This window comes from Butyrivibrio sp. INlla16, from assembly GCF_900104155.1.
Lineage (GTDB): Bacteria > Bacillota > Clostridia > Lachnospirales > Lachnospiraceae > Butyrivibrio.
Map to the genome: position 1 here is coordinate 72,053 of NZ_FMYB01000003.1, position 19,767 is coordinate 91,819.

The 19,767-nt window shown below is 44.2% G+C and carries 15 protein-coding genes; 2 read left to right on the forward strand and 13 right to left on the reverse strand.

Annotated features, from left to right (window positions below):
• Positions 1 to 75: 75 nt before the first annotated feature.
• From BLR42_RS02275 to BLR42_RS02295, 5 genes are all read right to left on the reverse strand, one after another.
• Positions 76 to 945, reverse strand: coding sequence for a DUF2225 domain-containing protein (locus tag BLR42_RS02275; protein WP_170832607.1), 870 nt, complete (start codon positions 943 to 945; stop codon positions 76 to 78).
• 34 nt (positions 946 to 979) lie between these two features.
• Positions 980 to 2,641, reverse strand: a complete 1,662-nt coding sequence (locus tag BLR42_RS02280) for a glutamine--tRNA ligase/YqeY domain fusion protein (RefSeq protein ID WP_022760852.1) — start codon at positions 2,639 to 2,641, stop codon at positions 980 to 982.
• Between the two features lie 61 nt (positions 2,642 to 2,702).
• The gene (locus tag BLR42_RS02285) at positions 2,703 to 5,369 is read right to left on the reverse strand and encodes a sensor domain-containing phosphodiesterase (RefSeq protein WP_170832608.1); all 2,667 of its coding nucleotides are present in this window, start codon (positions 5,367 to 5,369) and stop codon (positions 2,703 to 2,705) included.
• 97 nt (positions 5,370 to 5,466) lie between these two features.
• The gene (gene guaB, locus BLR42_RS02290; RefSeq protein ID WP_091866303.1) at positions 5,467 to 6,921 is read right to left on the reverse strand and encodes an IMP dehydrogenase; all 1,455 of its coding nucleotides are present in this window, start codon (positions 6,919 to 6,921) and stop codon (positions 5,467 to 5,469) included.
• Between the two features lie 12 nt (positions 6,922 to 6,933).
• Complete coding sequence (locus BLR42_RS02295; protein WP_022760849.1) at positions 6,934 to 7,437, reverse strand: DUF6106 family protein; 504 nt, start codon at positions 7,435 to 7,437, stop codon at positions 6,934 to 6,936.
• 136 nt (positions 7,438 to 7,573) lie between these two features.
• Here BLR42_RS02295 and BLR42_RS02300 point away from each other — a divergent pair, with 136 nt between their 5' ends.
• Positions 7,574 to 8,299, forward strand: coding sequence for a hypothetical protein (locus tag BLR42_RS02300; protein ID WP_091866305.1), 726 nt, complete (start codon positions 7,574 to 7,576; stop codon positions 8,297 to 8,299).
• A 39-nt stretch (positions 8,300 to 8,338) separates the two neighbouring features.
• Here BLR42_RS02300 and BLR42_RS02305 read toward each other — a convergent pair whose 3' ends face one another.
• Genes BLR42_RS02305 through BLR42_RS02315 form a run of 3 tightly spaced genes read right to left on the reverse strand, consistent with a single transcriptional unit; the run spans position 8,339 to position 11,383 of the window.
• Complete coding sequence (locus BLR42_RS02305) at positions 8,339 to 9,658, reverse strand: aspartate kinase (RefSeq protein WP_091866307.1); 1,320 nt, start codon at positions 9,656 to 9,658, stop codon at positions 8,339 to 8,341.
• Positions 9,659 to 9,681: 23 nt separating this feature from the next.
• Positions 9,682 to 10,887 (reverse strand): homoserine dehydrogenase, encoded by a 1,206-nt coding sequence (locus BLR42_RS02310; RefSeq protein WP_091866309.1) that lies wholly within the window; start codon positions 10,885 to 10,887, stop codon positions 9,682 to 9,684.
• A gap of 43 nt (positions 10,888 to 10,930) precedes the next feature.
• Positions 10,931 to 11,383 (reverse strand): ACT domain-containing protein, encoded by a 453-nt coding sequence (locus BLR42_RS02315; protein ID WP_022760845.1) that lies wholly within the window; start codon positions 11,381 to 11,383, stop codon positions 10,931 to 10,933.
• A 192-nt stretch (positions 11,384 to 11,575) separates the two neighbouring features.
• Between BLR42_RS02315 and dapF the strand changes: the two genes are divergently transcribed.
• Complete coding sequence (gene dapF, locus BLR42_RS02320; RefSeq protein WP_091866311.1) at positions 11,576 to 12,439, forward strand: diaminopimelate epimerase; 864 nt, start codon at positions 11,576 to 11,578, stop codon at positions 12,437 to 12,439.
• Between the two features lie 2 nt (positions 12,440 to 12,441).
• Here the strand turns inward: dapF and BLR42_RS02325 are convergent, their stop codons facing one another.
• The 5 genes from BLR42_RS02325 to BLR42_RS02345 form a co-directional block, all read right to left on the reverse strand.
• The gene (locus BLR42_RS02325; protein ID WP_091866313.1) at positions 12,442 to 13,962 is read right to left on the reverse strand and encodes a hypothetical protein; all 1,521 of its coding nucleotides are present in this window, start codon (positions 13,960 to 13,962) and stop codon (positions 12,442 to 12,444) included.
• Between the two features lie 70 nt (positions 13,963 to 14,032).
• Positions 14,033 to 15,262 carry a hypothetical protein gene (locus BLR42_RS02330; protein ID WP_091866315.1) on the reverse strand — a complete coding sequence of 410 codons (1,230 nt, stop codon included), beginning with the start codon at positions 15,260 to 15,262 and terminating at the stop codon, positions 14,033 to 14,035.
• 15 nt (positions 15,263 to 15,277) lie between these two features.
• Positions 15,278 to 16,093, reverse strand: a complete 816-nt coding sequence (locus BLR42_RS02335) for a hypothetical protein (RefSeq protein WP_091866317.1) — start codon at positions 16,091 to 16,093, stop codon at positions 15,278 to 15,280.
• A 43-nt stretch (positions 16,094 to 16,136) separates the two neighbouring features.
• Entirely contained in the window at positions 16,137 to 17,405 is a 1,269-nt protein-coding gene (locus BLR42_RS02340) for a leucine-rich repeat protein (RefSeq protein WP_091866319.1), read from the reverse strand.
• Between the two features lie 227 nt (positions 17,406 to 17,632).
• Positions 17,633 to 19,765, reverse strand: coding sequence for an NAD(+) synthase (locus BLR42_RS02345; protein ID WP_091866321.1), 2,133 nt, complete (start codon positions 19,763 to 19,765; stop codon positions 17,633 to 17,635).
• Positions 19,766 to 19,767 lie beyond the last annotated feature (2 nt).

The following is a 19,767-nucleotide window of genomic DNA, read 5'->3' on the forward strand; positions in this document are numbered from 1 at the left end:
GCAGCAATAAACCCTCCGCTACATGTTCGTAGCGGAGGGTATTTTTTATCAGTATATCTGCCAAAGTGGCACAGCTTATTCAGCGGGAGCGGCTGCTTCTGCTTTTTTCTTTGCTTCTGCCACAAGGTCTTTAAGATCCTTTGCCTTTTCCTTGATACGGGAATTAGCAACCCTGGAACCGATAATATTAGATATCATTCTGTTCGCAAGATCAAAATCTTCAACCTCCAAAGCAATGGCTGCCATAAGATAATCGGTAGTGGTCGCATCCATTCCGGCGATCTGGGTTTCGCTCTGCCTTGCAATTACGAAACCATCGAGAGCCTTCTTAAGGAGTTCCTTCTCCTCTGCCTCATTCTTCTTCTTTTTCGCCTCATAATCGGGAGCTGCAGGATCAAGATGCTCTGTCTCGCCTCTTATAAGCCATGCCATCTTAAGGCATAGATATGCCTTCTCCGAATTCTTGGACTTCTTGACCATGGCTGTTGCTATGGCAAGTTCATAGCGCATGCGCGCTTCTTCATAAGTGTAGGTTGTTTCGCTGAATTGCTGCTTTTTGTAGTTTGCACTTATCTTACTTTTTACTTCATCAATCTGGAACTTTGTAAGATTGCCGAAGTACCTTGCCATTACCGAATAACCGCATTCAGGGCAGGTTACGATCTCATACTTACTGGGATCCATTTCATCGTAAACCGGGCGAAGATCCACATCCTGGCTCTTCATCCTCACCTTACCGGAGCGAAGCGTCTTTACATTGAACTTAGCCTCGCAGATAGGGCAGGTATAGCCTTTATCAAAAAGAAGAGTCTCTTCGTTTATTACTACCGGAGCCTTCTTGGGTTCTTCCTTCTTGGCTGCAACCTTCTTTTTGGGATCCTCATACAGTTCTTCATCCTCTAATGCACCAAGACCAAACTTCTTTAATCCATCCAAAAATCCCATGATATTACCCCTCATCAATAGAAAAACTAAAAAGTTACGCTTTAGGTAAAACAAAAGAACTCTTAAGAGAAACTATACGGTTGAAAACTGGTGCCCCGTCTTTGGAATCCTTGCTGTCCACACAGAAGAATCCGTTTCTCACAAACTGGAATTTATCATAAGCCTTGGCTTCCATAAGCTCAGGCTCCAGCTTCGCATTTTTAATCACGGTGATGGAATTGGGATTGAGGTTAAGTGATCCGTCCTCGTTATATACACCCTTTTCCTCATCTATGATATTTTCATAAAGGCGAACTTCTGCCTCTCCGCACTTCTCAGCTGATACCCAGTGAATAGTACCCTTAACCTTTCTGCCGTCCGGGCTGTCTCCGCCCTTTGTCTCGGGATCATAGGTGCAGTGAATTTCAGTCACCACTCCGTTTTCATCCTTGACGCATCCGGTGCAGGTTACAAAATACGCATTCATCAGGCGAACTTCGTTTCCGGGGAAAAGTCTGAAGTACTTCTTCGGAGGCTCCTCCATGAAGTCTTCACGCTCAATCCAAAGCTCTTTTCCAAACGGAATCTCTCTGTTTCCGAGCTCGGGTGCTTCCTTGTTATTCTCGATAGGAAGCATCTCAACCTGTCCCTCCGGATAGTTATCGATGATAAGCTTAACCGGATCGAGGATCGCCATCATTCTCTTAGCCTTAGGCTTCAAATCCTCACGGATACAGTACTCAAGCATTGCATAATCAGCTGTGGAATTAGCCTTACTTATACCGCAAAGCTCTACAAACTTCTGAATTGACTCGGGTGTGAATCCGCGTCTTCTCAGAGCTGCGATGGAAACAAGTCTCGGATCGTCCCATCCGTCTACAATTCCGTCCTCTACCAGCTTCTTGATATATCTCTTACCAGTAACAACGTTCTGCAGATAAAGCTTTGCAAACTCAATCTGGCGCGGAGGATTCTCATATTCGCACTCAATTTTCACCCAGTCATATAAAGGTCTGTGGTCCTCAAACTCAAGTGTACATATTGAATGTGTAATTCCTTCCTCAGCGTCCTCGATGGGATGAGCAAAATCGTACATAGGGTAGATACACCACTTGTCGCCTGTACGCGCATGAGTCATATGCGCAACTCTGTAGATGATCGGATCACGCATGTTGATGTTAGGTGATGCCATATCAATCTTGGCTCTGAGTGTCATCGCACCATCCGGCACGCTTCCGCTCTTCATCTCCTCGAAAAGGCGAAGGTTTTCTTCAACACTTCTGTCCCTGTTGGGATCATCTTTTCCGGGCTCTGTGAGAGTTCCTCTGTACTCACGCATCTCTTCTGCTGTGAGCTCAGATACGTATGCCTTGCCTTTTTTTATAAGCTTAACTGCGTTCTCATACATCTTGTCAAAATAGTCGGATGCATGGAAAAGTCTGTCCTCATAATCAGCCCCCAGCCAGTTCACGTCCTCGATAATGGCATCCATGAACTCGGATTTCTCCTTGGTGGGGTTAGTATCGTCAAATCTCATGTTGAACTTACCGCCGTATTCCTTGGCAAGTCCGTAGTTTAAGAGAATACTCTTAGCGTGTCCTATATGTAAAAAGCCGTTTGGCTCCGGAGGAAATCTGGTAACTACGTGGTCGTATACCCCCTCCTTTAAGTCCTTATCGATTTCCTGCTCAATAAAATTTCTTGATTCTTCTGACATGTTTCTATTTCCAACTTTCTAATAATGTTTCCCCTCAGACTATACATAGTTCATTTTATCATCAAATATACTTTTTCTCAAACTCCTCCGCGGGCATGGGTTTTCCGAAATACTCACCCTGCACAAGCGGAACCTTAAGTCCTTTTAAGATGTCGATCTGAGTCTTCTCTTCAACACCCTCGACGCATACACTGGCACCGATTGCTCCGGAGAGATCCATGAGCGAGACAATAAGCGACTTAGCATACTCCTCTTTTTCAAGCTGTGAAGATATAGTTCTATCGACCTTGACCGTGGCAAAAGGAAGCGCGCGAAGTCCGTTTATGGAGCTGTAGCCCGTTCCGAAATCATCAAGAGATAGCCGAACTCCCATCTCGCTTATCTTTTCCATCGCTCCTTTTGTACGCTCTGTGTTATTCATAGTGAGAGCCTCTGTCACATCAAGGACCATCTGCGAAGGCTCTATCCCTGCCTCTTCAACTGCCGTCTTAAGCTTGCCGGCGATGTCAGGCTGCATCAGCTGAACCACGGACATATTCACATGGATGCTGATCTTCCTTCGAAGCTTCTTACTCCATTTTCCGCAGCACTTCGCTGCCTCTCTAAATACGTGTTCTCCAATGGGATTTATAAGTCCCAGATATTCCGCAAGGGAAATAAACTCCGACGGGCTAACCGCGCCAAGTATGGCACTGTTCCATCTGACAAAAGCTTCCGCCCCAACAACTTTGGGATTCTTACCCTTGATATCCATAAGCGGCTGGAAATGCACCGAGAACTCCTTGCATCCGTCCTCCACAGCCTTGTACATAGCTTTTTCCATATCAAGGCGCCTTATGGTGGAAGCATCTATGCTTTCCGAATACTGAGAAATCCTGTTCTTTCCTGATTTCTTAGCTTCGTACATCGCTATATCCGATTTTCTTATAAGTTCCTCCACCGTATCTCCGGCAGTCGGAAACTCGACGGTACCCATACTCATGGTGCAGTAGTAGTCGCCGTCCTTGAGGTACCAGGGTGTGGCAAAAGCGCGGCGTATCTCTTCCAGAATACTGTCCAGTTTATCGTAGCTTTCAGGAGGAACGATAATTACAAACTCATCTCCACCCATGCGGTAGCAGGAATTCTGCACACCATCGATATTCTTTATCGCGGTGGAAATATCCTGAAGCAAAATATCGCCATACTGGTGTCCCAACCCGTCATTGATTTTCTTGAAATCATCGAGGTCGAGGTACATCAGCATACCCTTAGTGCCCTTTTTCTTAGCCTGTTCGATATATGTGACCAGATCTCTCTCACAGCACAATCTGTTAAAAAGTCCTGTAAGGAAGTCAGTGTATGCCTGCTGTTCTATACGTTTCTGATAAATCTTTTTCTCTGTTATCTCATAGATGGCACAAAGTGAAACAAGTCTGTCATCAACCCACTTGATCCTTGTATAGTAAAGGTCGTACCATCTGTCCTTCTCATCGTAATAGATTTCATAATTTCCGCTGTGGGAACGCGGAGGAATATTGCCTTCAAACAGATCCTTGAGCTCATTCTTCTGAAGTTCCTTTGCAAAGTGCTTGCGAAGACTTCTGTTTGCAAATAGAAGTTCATCGGTCTTCATACAGCGCACATAGATCGAACTTCCCACATTATCAAGAACCGCCTCCAGCGACTGGAAAGAGCTGGCGATAGAGTTCTTCTGAATTCTCTTTGTAATGATATTCTGAAGAATTTTTATTGAATCATTTATGAATTTGATGTCGTCTACAAGCCAGTCCTTACCACGGTTATCCTCCCTCGTCTCCGCGAAGCAGGCATAGAAAGGAGTCTGATCAGAAATCGTGATCGGTACGGAAACAACGGCCTTGATTCCAAGGTCCTGCAGCTGTTCCTTCTCACCGGAGTTCATTGTCGCACTTGAAGAAACCGCTATCATCTGAGGATGGCCGATAAACCAGCAGGGATCCAAATCCTTTTCCTCTTCGAAGAGCCTGAAAACACCCTGCCCCGTCCACTGCACAACGATATCCATGAGATCGTCCTCGGAATGCATGCGGCAAATGAAAGAATTGCTGATATCAAGATATTCGCATATCTTCTTTAAGATATTCAGCATGATATCTTCTATTTCATCATCACTGTCGAGAAGTGATACTATCTCTGTCATCAGCTCCGCTCTGTGGAACGATAGCTTGAAATCCTCCGAGCGCTTGAAATTCTCAGCTGTCGAAGCGGCAGCCTGATCCTCGGATTTGAGCGCGCCGACAAGCGCAACCGAAGTAACCCTGAGGAAATCCAGGGAATTATAGAATTTCTTTTCGGTTGTCATATAGGAAAAATCTGTAATAGGCTGCTCTGTATAGAGATCGGGCTCATACTCGGCATCCTTTAAGATGGCACATACTATCCAGACGAGCTGCGGCTGTCCGTCGAGCTTGGCTGCAACCGCCGCCACACGAAGATTGGGAATCATGGTTCGCTCAACCGCCTGATCCTCAAGTTCACCCTCCGTAACTCTCTGAAAAATGTTCCTTATATGAATTTCATCAACAGCCTTTTTTATCGTCGGAAGTTCAAGAAGATCACCCGAAAAATCGGTAATCTTCTCTCCTGAGGCATCGAGGCAGCATAAATACACTCCTGCCATAGCTGCGAAGCTGTCCTGCCACCTGCGGAGTTCTTTATCCTTAAGCTTTATGAAATTGCCGGGATTTTTCCTGGTATCTCGATCCAAAGCTGTCTCCTTCAGATATTTGTACATTCTATTATATCACTATTCTATAAAGAGAACATAAAAAAAGCCTTCCCCCTTTTTTGGGGGAAGGTGCGAATCATTCATCCACGCTATAGTTCGGAGCTTCCTTCGTGATATGAATATCATGAGGATGACTCTCCTTAAGTGCAGCGCTTGTCATCTTTATAAATTTACCGTTTTCATTAAGTTCCTTGATTGTCTCGCATCCGCAGTAACCCATACCTGCACGGAGACCACCGATAAGCTGGAATACTGTATCCTCAACTGTTCCCTTGTAAGCAACACGTCCTTCAACGCCCTCGGGAACAAGCTTCTTTGCGCCTTCCTGGAAGTAACGATCCTTTGAACCGTTCTCCATAGCTGAGATAGAACCCATTCCACGGTAAACCTTGTATTTTCTTCCCTGGAAAAGCTCGAACTCACCTGGAGCCTCATCACAGCCTGCAAACATTGAACCCATCATTACAAGACTTCCGCCTGCTGCAATTGCCTTTGTGATATCTCCTGAATACTTGATACCGCCGTCTGCGATGATCGGAATACCATAATCCTTAGCTACTGAGTAGCAATCCATAATAGCTGAAACCTGAGGAACACCGATACCAGCAACAACACGGGTTGTGCAGATGGAACCGGGTCCGATACCTACCTTAACAGCATCTGCGCCTGACTCGATAAGAGCCTTGGTAGCTGCAGCAGTTGCAACGTTACCTGCAATAACCTGAAGATCCGGGAACTTTTCCTTAATCATTCTGAGGCACTTAAGAACGTTCTCTGAATGACCATGAGCTGAATCAAGAACAACACAGTCAACCTTAGCGTCTACAAGAGCACCTACTCTGTCAAGAACGTTGGCACTGATTCCAACACCTGCGCCGCAGAGAAGTCGTCCCTGATCGTCCTTTGCTGAAAGAGGATATTTTATTGTCTTCTCAATATCTTTAATAGTGATTAGTCCAACGAGATTGTAATCATCGTCAACGATAGGAAGCTTTTCCTTCTTGGACTTCGCAAGGATCTGCTTTGCTTCCTCAAGAGTGATTCCTGCCTTGGCAGTTACAAGATTCTCACTTGTCATGATGTCTCTGATCTTCTGATCAAAGTTCTGCTCGAATTTAAGATCGCGGTTGGTTATGATTCCAACAAGCTTTCTGCCCTCTGTGATCGGTACACCGGAAATTCTGAACTTAGCCATAAGAGCGTCTGCATCAGCAAGTGTATGATCGGGAGAAAGAGAAAATGGATCAGTGATGACGCCGTTTTCAGATCTCTTAACCTTATCAACTTCATCGGCCTGATCTTCGATTGACATATTTTTATGGATAATACCGATACCACCCTGACGTGCCATTGCAATAGCCATGCGGTGTTCTGTTACGGTATCCATTCCTGCACTCATCATAGGAATGTTGAGTCTGATCTTCTTAGTAAGGTTTGTGCTTACATCAATCATGTTAGGCACTACCTGCGAATATGCAGGAACCAAAAGTACGTCATCAAAAGTAATTCCTTCGCCAATAATCTGTCCCATTTTTCTCTCCTTTTAATCCATGAATACTTTACGGGGTGCTACGTTTTTAATAGCGTCTACTAGTTCTCTGTTAGGCTCGAGAATTACCTTCTCCCTGCCATCATAGTACATTGTGTAAGTTGAATCCTCACCCGCACCGGATGAATAATCAAGTGTTCTGTATTTGTCCTGTCTTCGATATTCGTCAAGATGATAAGACTTAGACGGAGCAAGCGCATCGATACGCTCTGTAGCGAAAGTTGCTATTCTTTTTCTTCTGCTCTTATTGAGAATTTTGTCCACGGTAACTTCACGTTCACAATACTGATATTCATACTCTATTGATGCATTCAGAGTCGCGAAATATGCTCCGACGGCGCATCCAATGAATACTATCATGAAAAGTATACCGCCACCAAGAAAGCTGATAATAAAAGAAAAAACAGCCATAATAATCATAAGATATTTAAGAAAAACCACTAACGGTCTGGGTTTTCCCGCAATCATACATTCCACATAACTGTTGTCATTCATCATGATATTGCAATTTTCCTTCCATATTTTTTAAACGTTATGATATATTAAGTGTATTCTCCCGTCAATAATAGTTTTAAACATATTTTAAAAAATATTGAGGGTGGCCTAATTAAATTTGGATGGAGTATATGAAAAAATGAATATCAACGAAGAGAAGAGACACCAGTGGCAAGCCTTGAAAGGCATGGGCTTTAAGGCTCACTGGGATTATTTTTGGGATTACTACAAAATTCACGTCATCGTAGCTTTGATAGTGATTATCGGTATTGCTTCCTTTGCAAAGGATATCCTTACAAGAAAACCTGATGCCATATCCGTCACCATAGTAAATGCGGCAAACACTCAGGATGCAACGCTTCTGCATGACGAATTTGCTGAGTATGAAAAAATCGACACATCACAATATAACGTACTTATAGATTCATCTTCAGTCATAAACATCGAGAATCCGGACAGTTACACAGTAGCTAATTCAGAGAGACTCTACGGAATGATAACAGCTCATGATCTCGACGTGCTCATGGCCGATAAGGACGTATTCGATAATTATGCAAAGAGCGAACTGTTTTTGGATCTTAGAGAATGTTTCAGTGAAGAAGAATTAAAGAGTTTCGGTGACGCCGTTTATTACTTTGATACAGCTGATTATAACAGCAACGGTGAATATGACATGGATACCGGAGAGTATGTTAAAAATGAGAATGTTAAATCCGAATTGATTCCTGTGGGAATTGTTTTGAAGGATAATCCTCACCTTACCGCAATGGGCTTTTACCCGGGAGTTTCACCCATCGTGGGGCTTGCGGTTTCAAGTGAGAGAACGGATGTAGGTGCGGACTTCATAAGATTTTTGATGCAATAACCCCTCATCCGGCGCTTCGCGACGGATGAGAGGATTATATTACAGCTGTGTAACTACAAAGATATCATAAATAGCCTTGATGGCTTTCTCAAAATCTCTGTTCTCAACACCGATGATAATGTTAAGCTCGGATGAACCCTGATCGATCATTCGGCAGTTTACATTGACATGTGCAAGTGCGGAGAAAATTCTTGCAGCGGTTCCGCGCTGTCTCTTCATTCCCCTACCAACGACTGCGATAAGTGCAAGGTCTGACTCAATCTCAAGAAGATCAGGTTTAGCCAGGCGGTGGATCTCTGAAACAACAGCCTGTTCTTTGTCGATGAACTCATCCTGGGCAACGAACACTGTCATAGTGTCGATTCCTGAAGGAACATGCTCGATTGAAATATTCTGATCTTCAAATGCCTGAAGAACTTTTCTCACAAATCCGACCTCTGAGTTCATCATATCCTTAGAGATGTTCACACAGCAGAAGCCTTTCTTTCCGGCAACACCTGTGATTGTGAATTTGGACTTCTTAGCAGTGGATTCAACGATCCAGGTGCCGCTGTCCTCAGGTCTGTTGGTGTTTCTGATATTGATCGGAATGCCCTCTTTTCTTACGGGGAAAATCGCATCCTCGTGAAGGACGGAAGCACCCATGTATGCGAGCTCTCGAAGCTCTGTATAAGTAATTGTCTGGATCGGAGCAGGTCTGTCGATGATTCGGGGATCCGCAACAAGGAATCCGGATACATCTGTCCAGTTCTCATATACATCAGCGTGAATAGCACGTGCGATGATGGAACCTGTGATATCTGAACCACCTCTTGAGAAGGTCTTAATTCTGCCGTCTTCATAAGCACCGTAAAAACCGGATACAACAGCATACTCGATATTAGCCAGACGCTTCTGCATTCTTCTGTTAGTTATCTCTGCATCAAAGGAACCGTCCTCATCAAAAAGAACAACTTCAGCGGGATCAATATATTCAAAGCCCAGGTACTGTGCCATGATCTTACCGTTTAAGTACTCACCTCTTGATGCGGCATAATCACTTCCTGCCTTCTTCTTGAACTGCTTTTCGATCTCGGCAAACTCTTCCTTTAAGGACATCTTAAGCTTAAGTCCCTTTATGATCTCATTGAATCTGGCCTCGATTGCTGCAAGCTCCTTTGAAAAGTCTTTTCCGTTCTCAGCAAGTTCATAGGTCTGATAGAGCATATCCGTAACCTTGGTATCAAGGTTTGTTCTCTTACCGGGCGCAGATACAACAACATATTTGCGGTCCTTGTCACTCTTTACGATATCTGCTACCTTCTGAAACTGCTTTGCGTCGGCGCAGGAACTGCCGCCGAATTTCACTACCTTGCTCATTTTTTCAATCACTCCTCTGTAAATTACAATAATCTAAGATAACTCTTTGCTCCGTCGAGCTCCGCAAACTTCTTTGCAAAATCGCCCTCAGTCATCTCAGGTGTAATAAATGCAAACTCGCCGCTAACCTTATCTGACTTAACCTGCTTTACATCTCCGAAAAGCTCTTTTGCGCCGGTCTCTGCCGAAGCATCGCATCTTACAAAGAAATTCCTGATATCATCATTTATCGGTGCAACCTCTGCGGGAACATTTCTGAGGTTCCAGTCGATGTGCTTACCCTTGTGACGGACAATGTCAATTACATCTGCTACAACTGCGGAAGCGGTAGCCTTTTTTCCTGCTCCCTTACCGTAGTACATTACATCGCCAAGCATATTTCCGTGAACATCAATGGCATTGAATACACCGTTTACCATTGAAAGTGAATTGTCAAAAGGAATAAGGAAAGGAGCAACCATCGCAAAGAACTTGCCGTCCTCTCTCTTGCAGCTTCCGAGAAGCTTGATAGCCATGTTAAGCTCTCTCGCATACTCGAAATCTTCACCTGTAATCTTTGTAATTCCCTCTGTATAAATATCGTCGTGCTTTACAAACTGACCGCTCATAATGGAAGCAAGAATTGCAGTCTTTCTGCAGGCATCGTGTCCCTCGATGTCAGCCTCGGGATTTCTCTCAGCATAGCCCTTATCCTGAGCCACCTTAAGCACTGCGTCAAAATCGGCTCCCTCCTGATCCATCTTGGTCAGGATATAATTGGTTGTTCCGTTTAAGATACCTGTGATGGAATCAAGTCTCTCGTGGCGAATAGAATCATTCATGGAACGAAGAACCGGTATTCCGCCGCCAACGCTGGCTTCAAACAGATAGCTTACATTGTTCTTTTTTGCAAGCTCTACGAGCTCAGGTCCGTGCGCTGCAACGAGTTCCTTGTTGGAAGTGCATACGCTCTTGCCGCTCTCAAGTGCCTTCTTTTCAAAAGTGAAAGCAGGTTCAATGCCTCCCATTGTCTCACAAACAACTTCAATCTCAGGATCATTCAAGATTACATCAAAATCGTGTACTACCTGACTCTCATGCTTATCTCCCGGAAAATCCCTAAGATCCAGTATATATTTGATCTCAATCTTCTCACCGGCACTATCCTCTACGCAGGCTCCGTTGACATCCAGAACCTCTGCGACACCGCTTCCAACCGTGCCGTATCCTAATACTGCAATCTTTGCCATTTTGACTTCCTCCTAATAGATAAATTTTTTCAAATATAGGCTATTAAACCTCGGTGCTTCTGCCGATTATCTGCACCTTATGTACACGGCTCTGCTTCTCGAGCTTAGTAAGCATATCCGTTATATTCCCTGTGGTGGGTAAAACCTGAATACCTACAGACAGTGCTGCGACTCCGTTATACGGTATCGCCTGATGTATTGTCAGAATGTTTGCCCCGCACTTTGAGATTATCCGGAGCACTTCGGATAAAACTCCGAGCTCATCATCCATCTGCAGATTTAGTGTAAGAGTGGTACCCTGAAGACTGTCATGAAATTCATAGATATCATCTTTGTACTTATAAAATGAACTACGGCTGATTCCCAGGCGTTCTGCTGCCTCGTTGACTGTCTTGCATTTACCGGTATCTATCAGCTTCTTAGCCTCGAGAACCTTTAGCAAAACCTCCGGAACTGCCTGCTTTTTGAGCACGTAGTATCCTGTTTCTTCTCTCATAAGCGATATTTCCTTGCTTTATGGTGTTTTTGTGGCGCGGACATTTGTACGCCCTCGAACGATATTATCACAGAAGAATTTTAATAGCAAGTACTTTCGCGAATTAAATCGAAAAAGTTTTTTGACATCATAAAAAATTTGCGCGTATAATCAATGTTGTATTTATTGCTTAAGAAATGGAGATTTTCATATATGCACTTTACTAAAATGCACGGCTGCGGCAACGATTACATCTATATTGACGGAAGCCGTGAGGACATTCCCAAAAAAGAAAAACCCGAGCTTGTGAGACTCCTCAGCGACAGGCACTTCGGTATCGGCGGAGACGGAGTTATTTTTATAAACAAAGCAGGTGACCTTGCTGACTTCGAGATGGAGATGTACAACGCGGACGGCTCCTACTCCGAGATGTGCGGTAACGGCATCAGATGCGTTGCCAAGTTCGTCTATGACAAAGGTCTTACCGATAAGAAAAAGCTTCGCATCATCAGCGGTGGCAAGATTAAATATCTTGATCTCAAGACCGAAGATGGCATGGTCACAAAGGTTCGCGTCAACATGGGTGCGCCTATCCTTACACCTGCTGAAATTCCGGTAGCTCTTCCCGATGAGAAGGTCATGGCAGGTAAGCAGGTTGTAAACTACCCCATTAAAGTTCTGGATAAGGATTACAACATAACCTGTGTTTCTATGGGTAATCCTCATGCCGTAGTTTTCCTGAACAGAGGCACCGATCTCGACTCACTCGACCTTAAAAAAATCGGGCCCAGATTTGAACACCACGCGTTCTTCCCCAACTGCATCAACACTGAATTCGTAACTATCGATGACAGAGAGAACGTCCATATGCGTGTATGGGAGCGCGGCACAGGTGAGACTCTCGCCTGCGGTACAGGCTGCTGCGCAACAGTTGTTGCCTGCGTTTTAAATGATCACACCTCCGATAATATCACCGTTCACGTAAGAGGCGGCGAGATAAACTGTAAGTGGGACAGAGAAGAAAATGTAGTCTACATGACAGGTCCCGCCACCACAGTTTTTGAAGGAGAAGTCTAAAATTATTCAAGATATGAAGACAGCGCTTTGTCGTTATGATGAGGGCTGTCTTTTTCTATGCGCTCAAGGTACTCATAGAAGGCATAGGAAAACTGCTGGTGCGATATATGGAATACCGTCGTAGGCGCACTTGCACCTGCTATTATCGTATCCGAATCGAGATGAGTCATCATGATAATTGAAGATGGAATCTGATTCACAGCTATAATTCTGTAGCCCTCGTATTTTTCCGACAATTCGGCTGCATGCTTTAAATGTCTTAAGTATTCATCACCGGTATATCTGTAATCCGCACTTCCGTACATATCGGCAAGCGGCAGCGGTGCACCATTCGCCATCAACTTGTCCTTATCGGGGAGCGCGATCATTTCGGTAATCTCCCCTCCCCCTTCCAGCACTCTTATCATATTTTCGTTTAGTGCCTTGGAGACATTTATAACATCAATGCTCTTTGCCCTCTTAGCTATGGCTGCTGCTATATCTTTAGGCATGGTCCAGAGTGATGGCGCGGGACTTGACAGGAAAAATTTCCCCGCCACTGCATTTTCACCAAGCAGAATATCAGTAAACCTTTCCCTGTCCTTGGAAACGTACATCTTCATAAGAGGTCTGCACATACCAAGATAATTCTGATACTCTGCTTCAAGCGCAGATACCGCCTCTGTATTTCTCACTAGGAAATTTACCATCCCCTCTGTTTTGTCACCCACAGAGGTCGATATAAGGGCCGAATATCTCTTTGCTATAAACAGCGATCGCCTATATATCTTGTCACGCATTTTGGGACAGTAATAGGGCTCAATAGCACCCATTGCATACAGTGGAAGCCACTTTCTTATCGCCTCCATCATCTCCGTAAACTCGCGTCCTATCGTGTGTATTATCTGTATGTGTGAGCCGCTTTTAATAAGGCTTACCAGAAGTCCTGTCCACTCTCTGGCGAAGGAGGGATTCTCGTAAAGCCAGCTCATGTCCTCATCCGAATACAGATAAAGCATGAATGGTCTTTTTTGCATAAGAAGCGATGAGAGGAATCTTTTTACACTGTCACGTTTCCCCTGGTTCCCATAGAATACTCCCACCGGGATGACTCTCTCGTCGCTCTCCGCCGAAGCCTCCAAAGAAGCCGGGGTATCGAACATTTCCGGTCTGCCCTTGTCATAGCTCTCCAGCATCTGCGTGATATCATCGATTAGTCCCGACATGGTACCACCGCGTTCATCCTTACTAAGATCATCCTGAAGCCAGTCATAGATAAGCTTCTCAAGCTCATCCTCGTCGATGGGCACATGTTCATCTCCCCTGATCATTTTGGAGAGTGTCTCCAGCTGGTATCTGTCTTTTATGTTTCTGGAAAAGTAAGCCGCCACAGGCCTTGAAAAAGGCTGGCTCTTGGGAATGCCACGGCTCCCTGATCTGATCCTGCTTATGTAAGAAGGATCAAACGAGAGAGCCTTGCCAAGCGCTGAATTGCGCGTATTTGTGATATTCATTAGAAAATCAAGCTTTTCAGAAATATTCATTTGTTATACCCCACAAGAAAACCAATCTTCTTAATGTAAAGTATAACATTTTTGTCATGAAATGTGCCAATCAGTCTTTCTTTTTTCCTAAAATTGAAGAAACAGCATCATCATAGGTTACTGTGCCATGACACACAACCTTTCCTTTCTGATCGAATTCAAAGGTAAGAACTATGGCAAAGCCATCACCCGAATATGCGTAGACGCCGGTGCTCTCATCATAATCCTCAAGATCTGCCATAGTCATCTTATTGTCAGCGGTATTTGTGTTTGTCTCACCGGAAGCTGTCACTGTCTCATAGGTCATAAGATAATCGCCCACCAGATCTTCTTTTGAGGGAATCTTATTTACAGCTCCTGATACCGAATTACTATCGCCTTTGATTGTGATATCACTTACAATCTCCATCAGAATGTTCTTAAAAGTCTCGGTTGAAAGGTAGGGCTCGGTGTTGCCAAAGTAATAAAAGCGTCTGTCAATGACGGTCATATAACTGTACAGATTCATCGGACAGGACACATCCTCAACTGTGAAGGTCGACTCACAAATCAGCCCCTTTCTTCCACCGATCTGCACTTCTTTTCTGCTGATAAGTTTTTCGGAGCTTTCAAGATAAACATCAGCAAAGGTCTCCAGAAGCTCATCATCGGAAATTTTATCGAAAGCAGAATCCGTCAAGTCATCGGTATGAGCAAGCAGAAACGCAGGAATTTTATCGGAGTAATATATGTAAAGTGTATCCGTTGATTCCTCGGTTTTAAAAGCTGATGAAGTCTTAAATGTAGCTTCGCCGTAAGAGTATTCACTCTCCAGAGCCGGTTGTTCCACAGCATAGTCGCAAAAAGAAATTCTGTAGGAGTTATCCGTACTCTCAATTCTGTAACACCCGCCATAAATGTCCGAATTTATGAAACTGACTTCCGGTATGCCTAGATTTTGAGATATCCCGGTGTATTTTCCAAAAACACGAAGATCCTTGTCCACTGCCTGCGAAGCCAGTGCATAAAAACTTGATGTCCCGCTTTCACCGCAGTATGCTGCCCATTCACCGTCCACAGTCCTGATAATAATGGACTTCGCCTTTTCATTATATGAGATGCCTCTGCCCTCAACCCACACGAGGTTGTCCTTTACAGATGCATCCTCATTAGCGTACTTTTCGTAGTCGCTTACTTTTTCGAAACCGTCCGTATAGAGTGCATCCTTTACATCCGCTTCCTTTGTCTTGGCCTTCGCGGAAAAAGGCATAAACAGACACATCGTACAAATTATCAGCGCACCTGTGAGTCTTTTCTTCATGAGCAGATCCCCCTATCAGTTTATCTTATATACCTTAGACCATTTTCCGTAACTTACCTTGCCACCTGATATTTTGACAGCCCGCACCTTTATATATGCCGTGCCCCATCCCGAAATTGTGCCTTGTGCGTATACGAAGTTTTCACCTTCCTTCGGATATGCCACCTGCGAGTTCATGTAGGGAAATGCCTTATCTGTTGAGATAATGTACTGATATGTCGTACAACTTACTGCCGGACTTGGATAAAAGTAGCTATCTCCCCCTGATACCTTATACGTTACTTTTTTTACCTTTTTAGGCTTCTTCAAGCTTGCCTTATGGTTTTCTTTATATGGAATACGGGAAATAACGCAATGTCCGCTTCTTGCAAGTTCCGATATCGCAATCTCCCTTCCCCAGTGAACCGTTCCTCCATAATTACCCTCACAAACTGTTATCTTGTCGTTTGAGACATCACAATTAAGTACGACCACAGCATGAGTTCCGCCCTGCGTTGTTATGATAATATCTCCAACCTTTAGCACACCGAAATCATAATGAGAATAATACTTTGCGTTCTTTCCATAGGCTATATCACTCATTAGGAAGGCAAATGCCTGACACGCAGTTCTTCCTTTATACTTATTGGAATCGTTCCAGGCCATTCCTTCAGGATATTTTGACTGCTGTGCCATTATCTTGTTATAGGCCTTCTTCTCTTTTTTCTTAGTAGATGCTGCATATACGGTTCCTGCATCAGCTGAAGGCGCGATATATAAAAAGGCTCCCGCTGTGATTGCCGCAGTCAGCATGATAACGATCATCTTTTTGAAAATTGCTTTTATACTCATAAGCTTACCCCCTCGTCTAAAGTCAATAATTTATTAACAGCTCTTATTTATACTTTGCATTCTCCGAAGCACCTGCCGACAAAAACAGTTCCTTGTACTTCTTTTTCTTACCCCCAGGGAAATTATATTTTGCTTTATCAGGAGTGCCATAAAATGCATTCTCCCCCACATATTTAATCTTCTTTGACTTTACTTTTATCACCTTAAGATTTCTGCACTCGCTGAAAGCCTCATCTCCTATAGATTTAAGATTTGCACCAAGTGTTACCGATTTAGCTTTGGCACCCTTTAATGCTCCTTTCCCTATTTCTGTAACCTTGTATTTTTTTCCTTTGAAGGTTACAGTCTCCAGCTTAAGAGCCGACTTCTTATTTTTTTTCTTATCGCTTATCCCGATGAGTCTGGCAGTTTTCTTCGATTTACTGGTTATGTAATAGGTCAGTCCGTCTTTTTCTACGAAAACATTGCCATATCTGTATTGTGTGCCATTTGCTGTTGGAATGGTTCCATAAATCACTTCCAATTCTTTCTTGAATTTCTCCATATCGGAACCACTTACATCTGCTGTATCAGCTGTATCTCTTGTATGTGTGGTATGTTGATTCGCTACCTTGTAGCTCTTCATCTGTTTGGTTGTAAGGCCAAAGAAGTCATGTCTTCCAAGGCTGTCATCCCAGGTAGCATCTACCTCATACCATTCTCCGTCATCGAGCTGGATAATGTTCCAGGCATGCCTTTCACTTCCTCCTGCATTACTTGCAGTTCCCGTAACCATATAGCATGGAATATCTCTTAAATCGCACAAAAGCTTATAGGATGCAGCATAGCCTGTGCAGGCCGCCTTTCCCAAAACAAGAGCCTCATAAGCTGACTGTGCTCCGTTAACCCCGTTTCTGTCATAGGAGACAGCCGCCATTACCTTGTCATAGAGCCCCAAAGCTATCTCAAATCTTGTACTTCCGGAAACACTTGCAGCAATCGACGCCGCTTTGGAAAGAACCTTTGCACCCTTATCTGCAGATATTCCCTTGTTATAATCAACAAATGTCGCGGGATGATCAAAGGCATAGGCATAGGCCCCCGGTATATATTTAGTTCCGCAATCCCAGAGTTCTCCGTTCGCCAGTTCTTTTACCTGGTTGTATCCTTCTTTGTAGATACCTGACAGATGACTTGCATAATTGCCATCTGTTTTTACATAGTCAGCGTAAGTTGATGGCACGGCTGCTGCCGCTTCCGTCCCAAATGAAGTCAGTATTACTGCCGCACAAAGCGTAGCCGCGATATATTTTTCCAACACTTTTCTTATCATAGATTGCGCCCTCCATAACAAAAAAGCCCCACAATCTTATTTTTGCAGATTGCAGGGCTTTTTTCACTAGCTAGGTTTGCATTGACAATGACAGTTTTTTTGTCACGGTTCATGCCACCGTTTTTCAGACTTATTTAATTTTTTGTTAAGGCATAAAATATTTTTGGGTTAGAAGAATTTATAAGAATTCTCTAAACCCTTCCCCTTGAGGAGGGGAAATATTCTTCTCACATCCAAAGCGCAAAACTTGCATCAGACGGCATTCTGAGATCACCTCTCGGAGAAACCGCTACGGATCCGACCTTCGGTCCGTCAGGCAGACAACTTCTCTTAAACTGCTGTGTGAAGAAGCGCTTGCAGAATATATCAAGCCACTTGTTTATTGTGGCATGATCGTATATTTCCTCGCCATCTTCAACGGCTCCCGCGCTCTTCTTTGAGCTCTTCTTTTTGCCCTCTGAAAAAGCGAGATAAGCAATTCTTCGGATTTTTTCCTTGGAATATCCCCACCTTAACATGTAATACAGGAAAAAGTCATGCAGCTCGTAAGGCCCCACAATGGACTCTGTCTCCTGTGAGATCTTTCCGTCAGTAGGCGGAAGAAGCTCAGGACTTACAGGCGTATCAAGGACGTCAAGAAGTACCTCTCTTACCGTCTTAACTTCGGAGGCTTTGGCTTCCTTTGCTGAAGTCTTCTTTGAGGTTTTATCCTGTGCTTTTTCTCCCTTTTTCTTATTCGGGACAGAAATCACAAACGGGCAGGTATCTGCATAGTATTTAACCAGATGCCTTACAAGTGTCTTCGGAACGCCGGCGTTAACACCGTACATTGACATGTGATCACCGTTATAGGTGGCCCATCCAAGGGCAAGCTCGGAAAGGTCGCCGGTTCCGATAACCATTCCGCCCTTCATGTTCGCAATATCCATAAGCACCTGTGTGCGCTCTCTCGCCTGGCTGTTTTCATAGGTGACATCGTGCTTATCAGGATCCTGTCCTATATCCTTGAAATGCTGGGTCACAGCCTTCTTGATATTCACCTCCTGAAGTGTTGCTCCAAGAGCCTTCGCGAGACTGCAGGCATTGTTATAGGTTCTGTCTGTTGTCCCAAAGCAGGGCATAGTAACAGCGATAATTCCGCTTCTCTTAAGGCCAAGCGAATCAAATGCTCTCGCTGTGACAAGGAGTGCCAGTGTAGAATCAAGTCCGCCGGAAACACCAATTACAGCTGTTTTGCAGCCTGTATGCTCCAGACGCTTTTTAAGTCCCATTGCCTGTATGGAAAGAATCTGCTCGCATCTCTTTGCACGCTCGAATTCAGATGAAGGCACAAAGGGCTTTCTGGGGAATTTTCTATCCAGCTTTGTCTTTGTAAATTCTATATCACACTCAGCTGTCTCAAAATCATCTTCACTATGCTTTGTAACAAAGGTTGTGGTCTTTTGTCTCTCATGAAGGATTCTGTTTATATCAATGTCAGCGTAAGTGATTCCGTTTTCAAAAAGTGTCTGCTCGGCAAGAATTGTTCCGTTCTCGGCTATGATATTATGTCCGCCGAAAACAAGATCCTGGGTCGACTCTCCCTCACCTGCAGAAGCATATACATAGCCTGCGATAAGTCGTCCGCTCGTAGCCTGCACGAGGCTTCTTCTGTAGGAGTCTTTTCCGATAAGATCATTCGACGCCGAGAGATTCACAATTATGGTCGCTCCCTGCTGCGCATAGGCTGTGGAAGGTGTGTCCGGCACCCACAGATCCTCACAAATCTCGCAGCCTATCTTCAGTCCGTGCATCACTTCTGACAGATCAATTATCTCTCTTCCAAAGTCGAAGCTGTCGATATCGTCCTCATCCTCATCGTCGTCTTCATCATCCCCGTCATAGTCGGAATATTTAGAACCTCCGACATAATCATTAAAAAGATTCTCTGCGGACACGTAGACTGTCTCATTAAAATCAGCCCCGCTCTCAAAATATCTTCTCTCATAGAATTCCCCGTGATTAGGAATGTTTATTTTGGGGATCATCGCGCATATCTCGCCCTGATTGATAACGGCAGCGCAATTGTAGAGCTTGCCGTCGTATTCAAAAGGAACTCCCACAAAAAATACGGCGTCAAGGTCTTCGGAATGGCTTACAATTTTGCCAAGTGCCTTCATTGCTCCCTTGAGTAATGCATCCTGCAGGAACAAATCTCCACAGGTATATCCTGTCACACAAAGCTCAGGGAAAACGACTATCTTTGCACCCTTTTTCACCGCTTCATCCATCTGCTCCATTATTCTGTCAGCGTTATAAAAAGGGTCAGCGACCCTGATCTTCGGAGTGGCTGCTGCCACCTTAATAAATCCGTCTTTCATAG

Coding starts and splice junctions, on each gene's coding strand:
- BLR42_RS02330 (WP_091866315.1), bottom strand. CDS start 15,262: ATGAAGAAAAGACTCACAGGTGCGCTGATAATTTGTACGATGTGTCTG.
- BLR42_RS02295 (WP_022760849.1), bottom strand. CDS start 7,437: ATGATGAATGACAACAGTTATGTGGAATGTATGATTGCGGGAAAACCC.
- BLR42_RS02305 (WP_091866307.1), bottom strand. CDS start 9,658: ATGAGCAAGGTAGTGAAATTCGGCGGCAGTTCCTGCGCCGACGCAAAG.
- BLR42_RS02335 (WP_091866317.1), bottom strand. CDS start 16,093: ATGAGTATAAAAGCAATTTTCAAAAAGATGATCGTTATCATGCTGACT.
- BLR42_RS02340 (WP_091866319.1), bottom strand. CDS start 17,405: ATGATAAGAAAAGTGTTGGAAAAATATATCGCGGCTACGCTTTGTGCG.
- BLR42_RS02275 (WP_170832607.1), bottom strand. CDS start 945: ATGGGATTTTTGGATGGATTAAAGAAGTTTGGTCTTGGTGCATTAGAG.
- BLR42_RS02315 (WP_022760845.1), bottom strand. CDS start 11,383: ATGAGAGAAGAAACAGGATACTACGTGCTCAAAAAGCAGGCAGTTCCG.
- BLR42_RS02300 (WP_091866305.1), top strand. CDS start 7,574: ATGAATATCAACGAAGAGAAGAGACACCAGTGGCAAGCCTTGAAAGGC.
- BLR42_RS02345 (WP_091866321.1), bottom strand. CDS start 19,765: ATGAAAGACGGATTTATTAAGGTGGCAGCAGCCACTCCGAAGATCAGG.
- dapF (WP_091866311.1), top strand. CDS start 11,576: ATGCACTTTACTAAAATGCACGGCTGCGGCAACGATTACATCTATATT.
- BLR42_RS02310 (WP_091866309.1), bottom strand. CDS start 10,887: ATGGCAAAGATTGCAGTATTAGGATACGGCACGGTTGGAAGCGGTGTC.
- BLR42_RS02325 (WP_091866313.1), bottom strand. CDS start 13,962: ATGAATATTTCTGAAAAGCTTGATTTTCTAATGAATATCACAAATACG.
- guaB (WP_091866303.1), bottom strand. CDS start 6,921: ATGGGACAGATTATTGGCGAAGGAATTACTTTTGATGACGTACTTTTG.
- BLR42_RS02280 (WP_022760852.1), bottom strand. CDS start 2,641: ATGTCAGAAGAATCAAGAAATTTTATTGAGCAGGAAATCGATAAGGAC.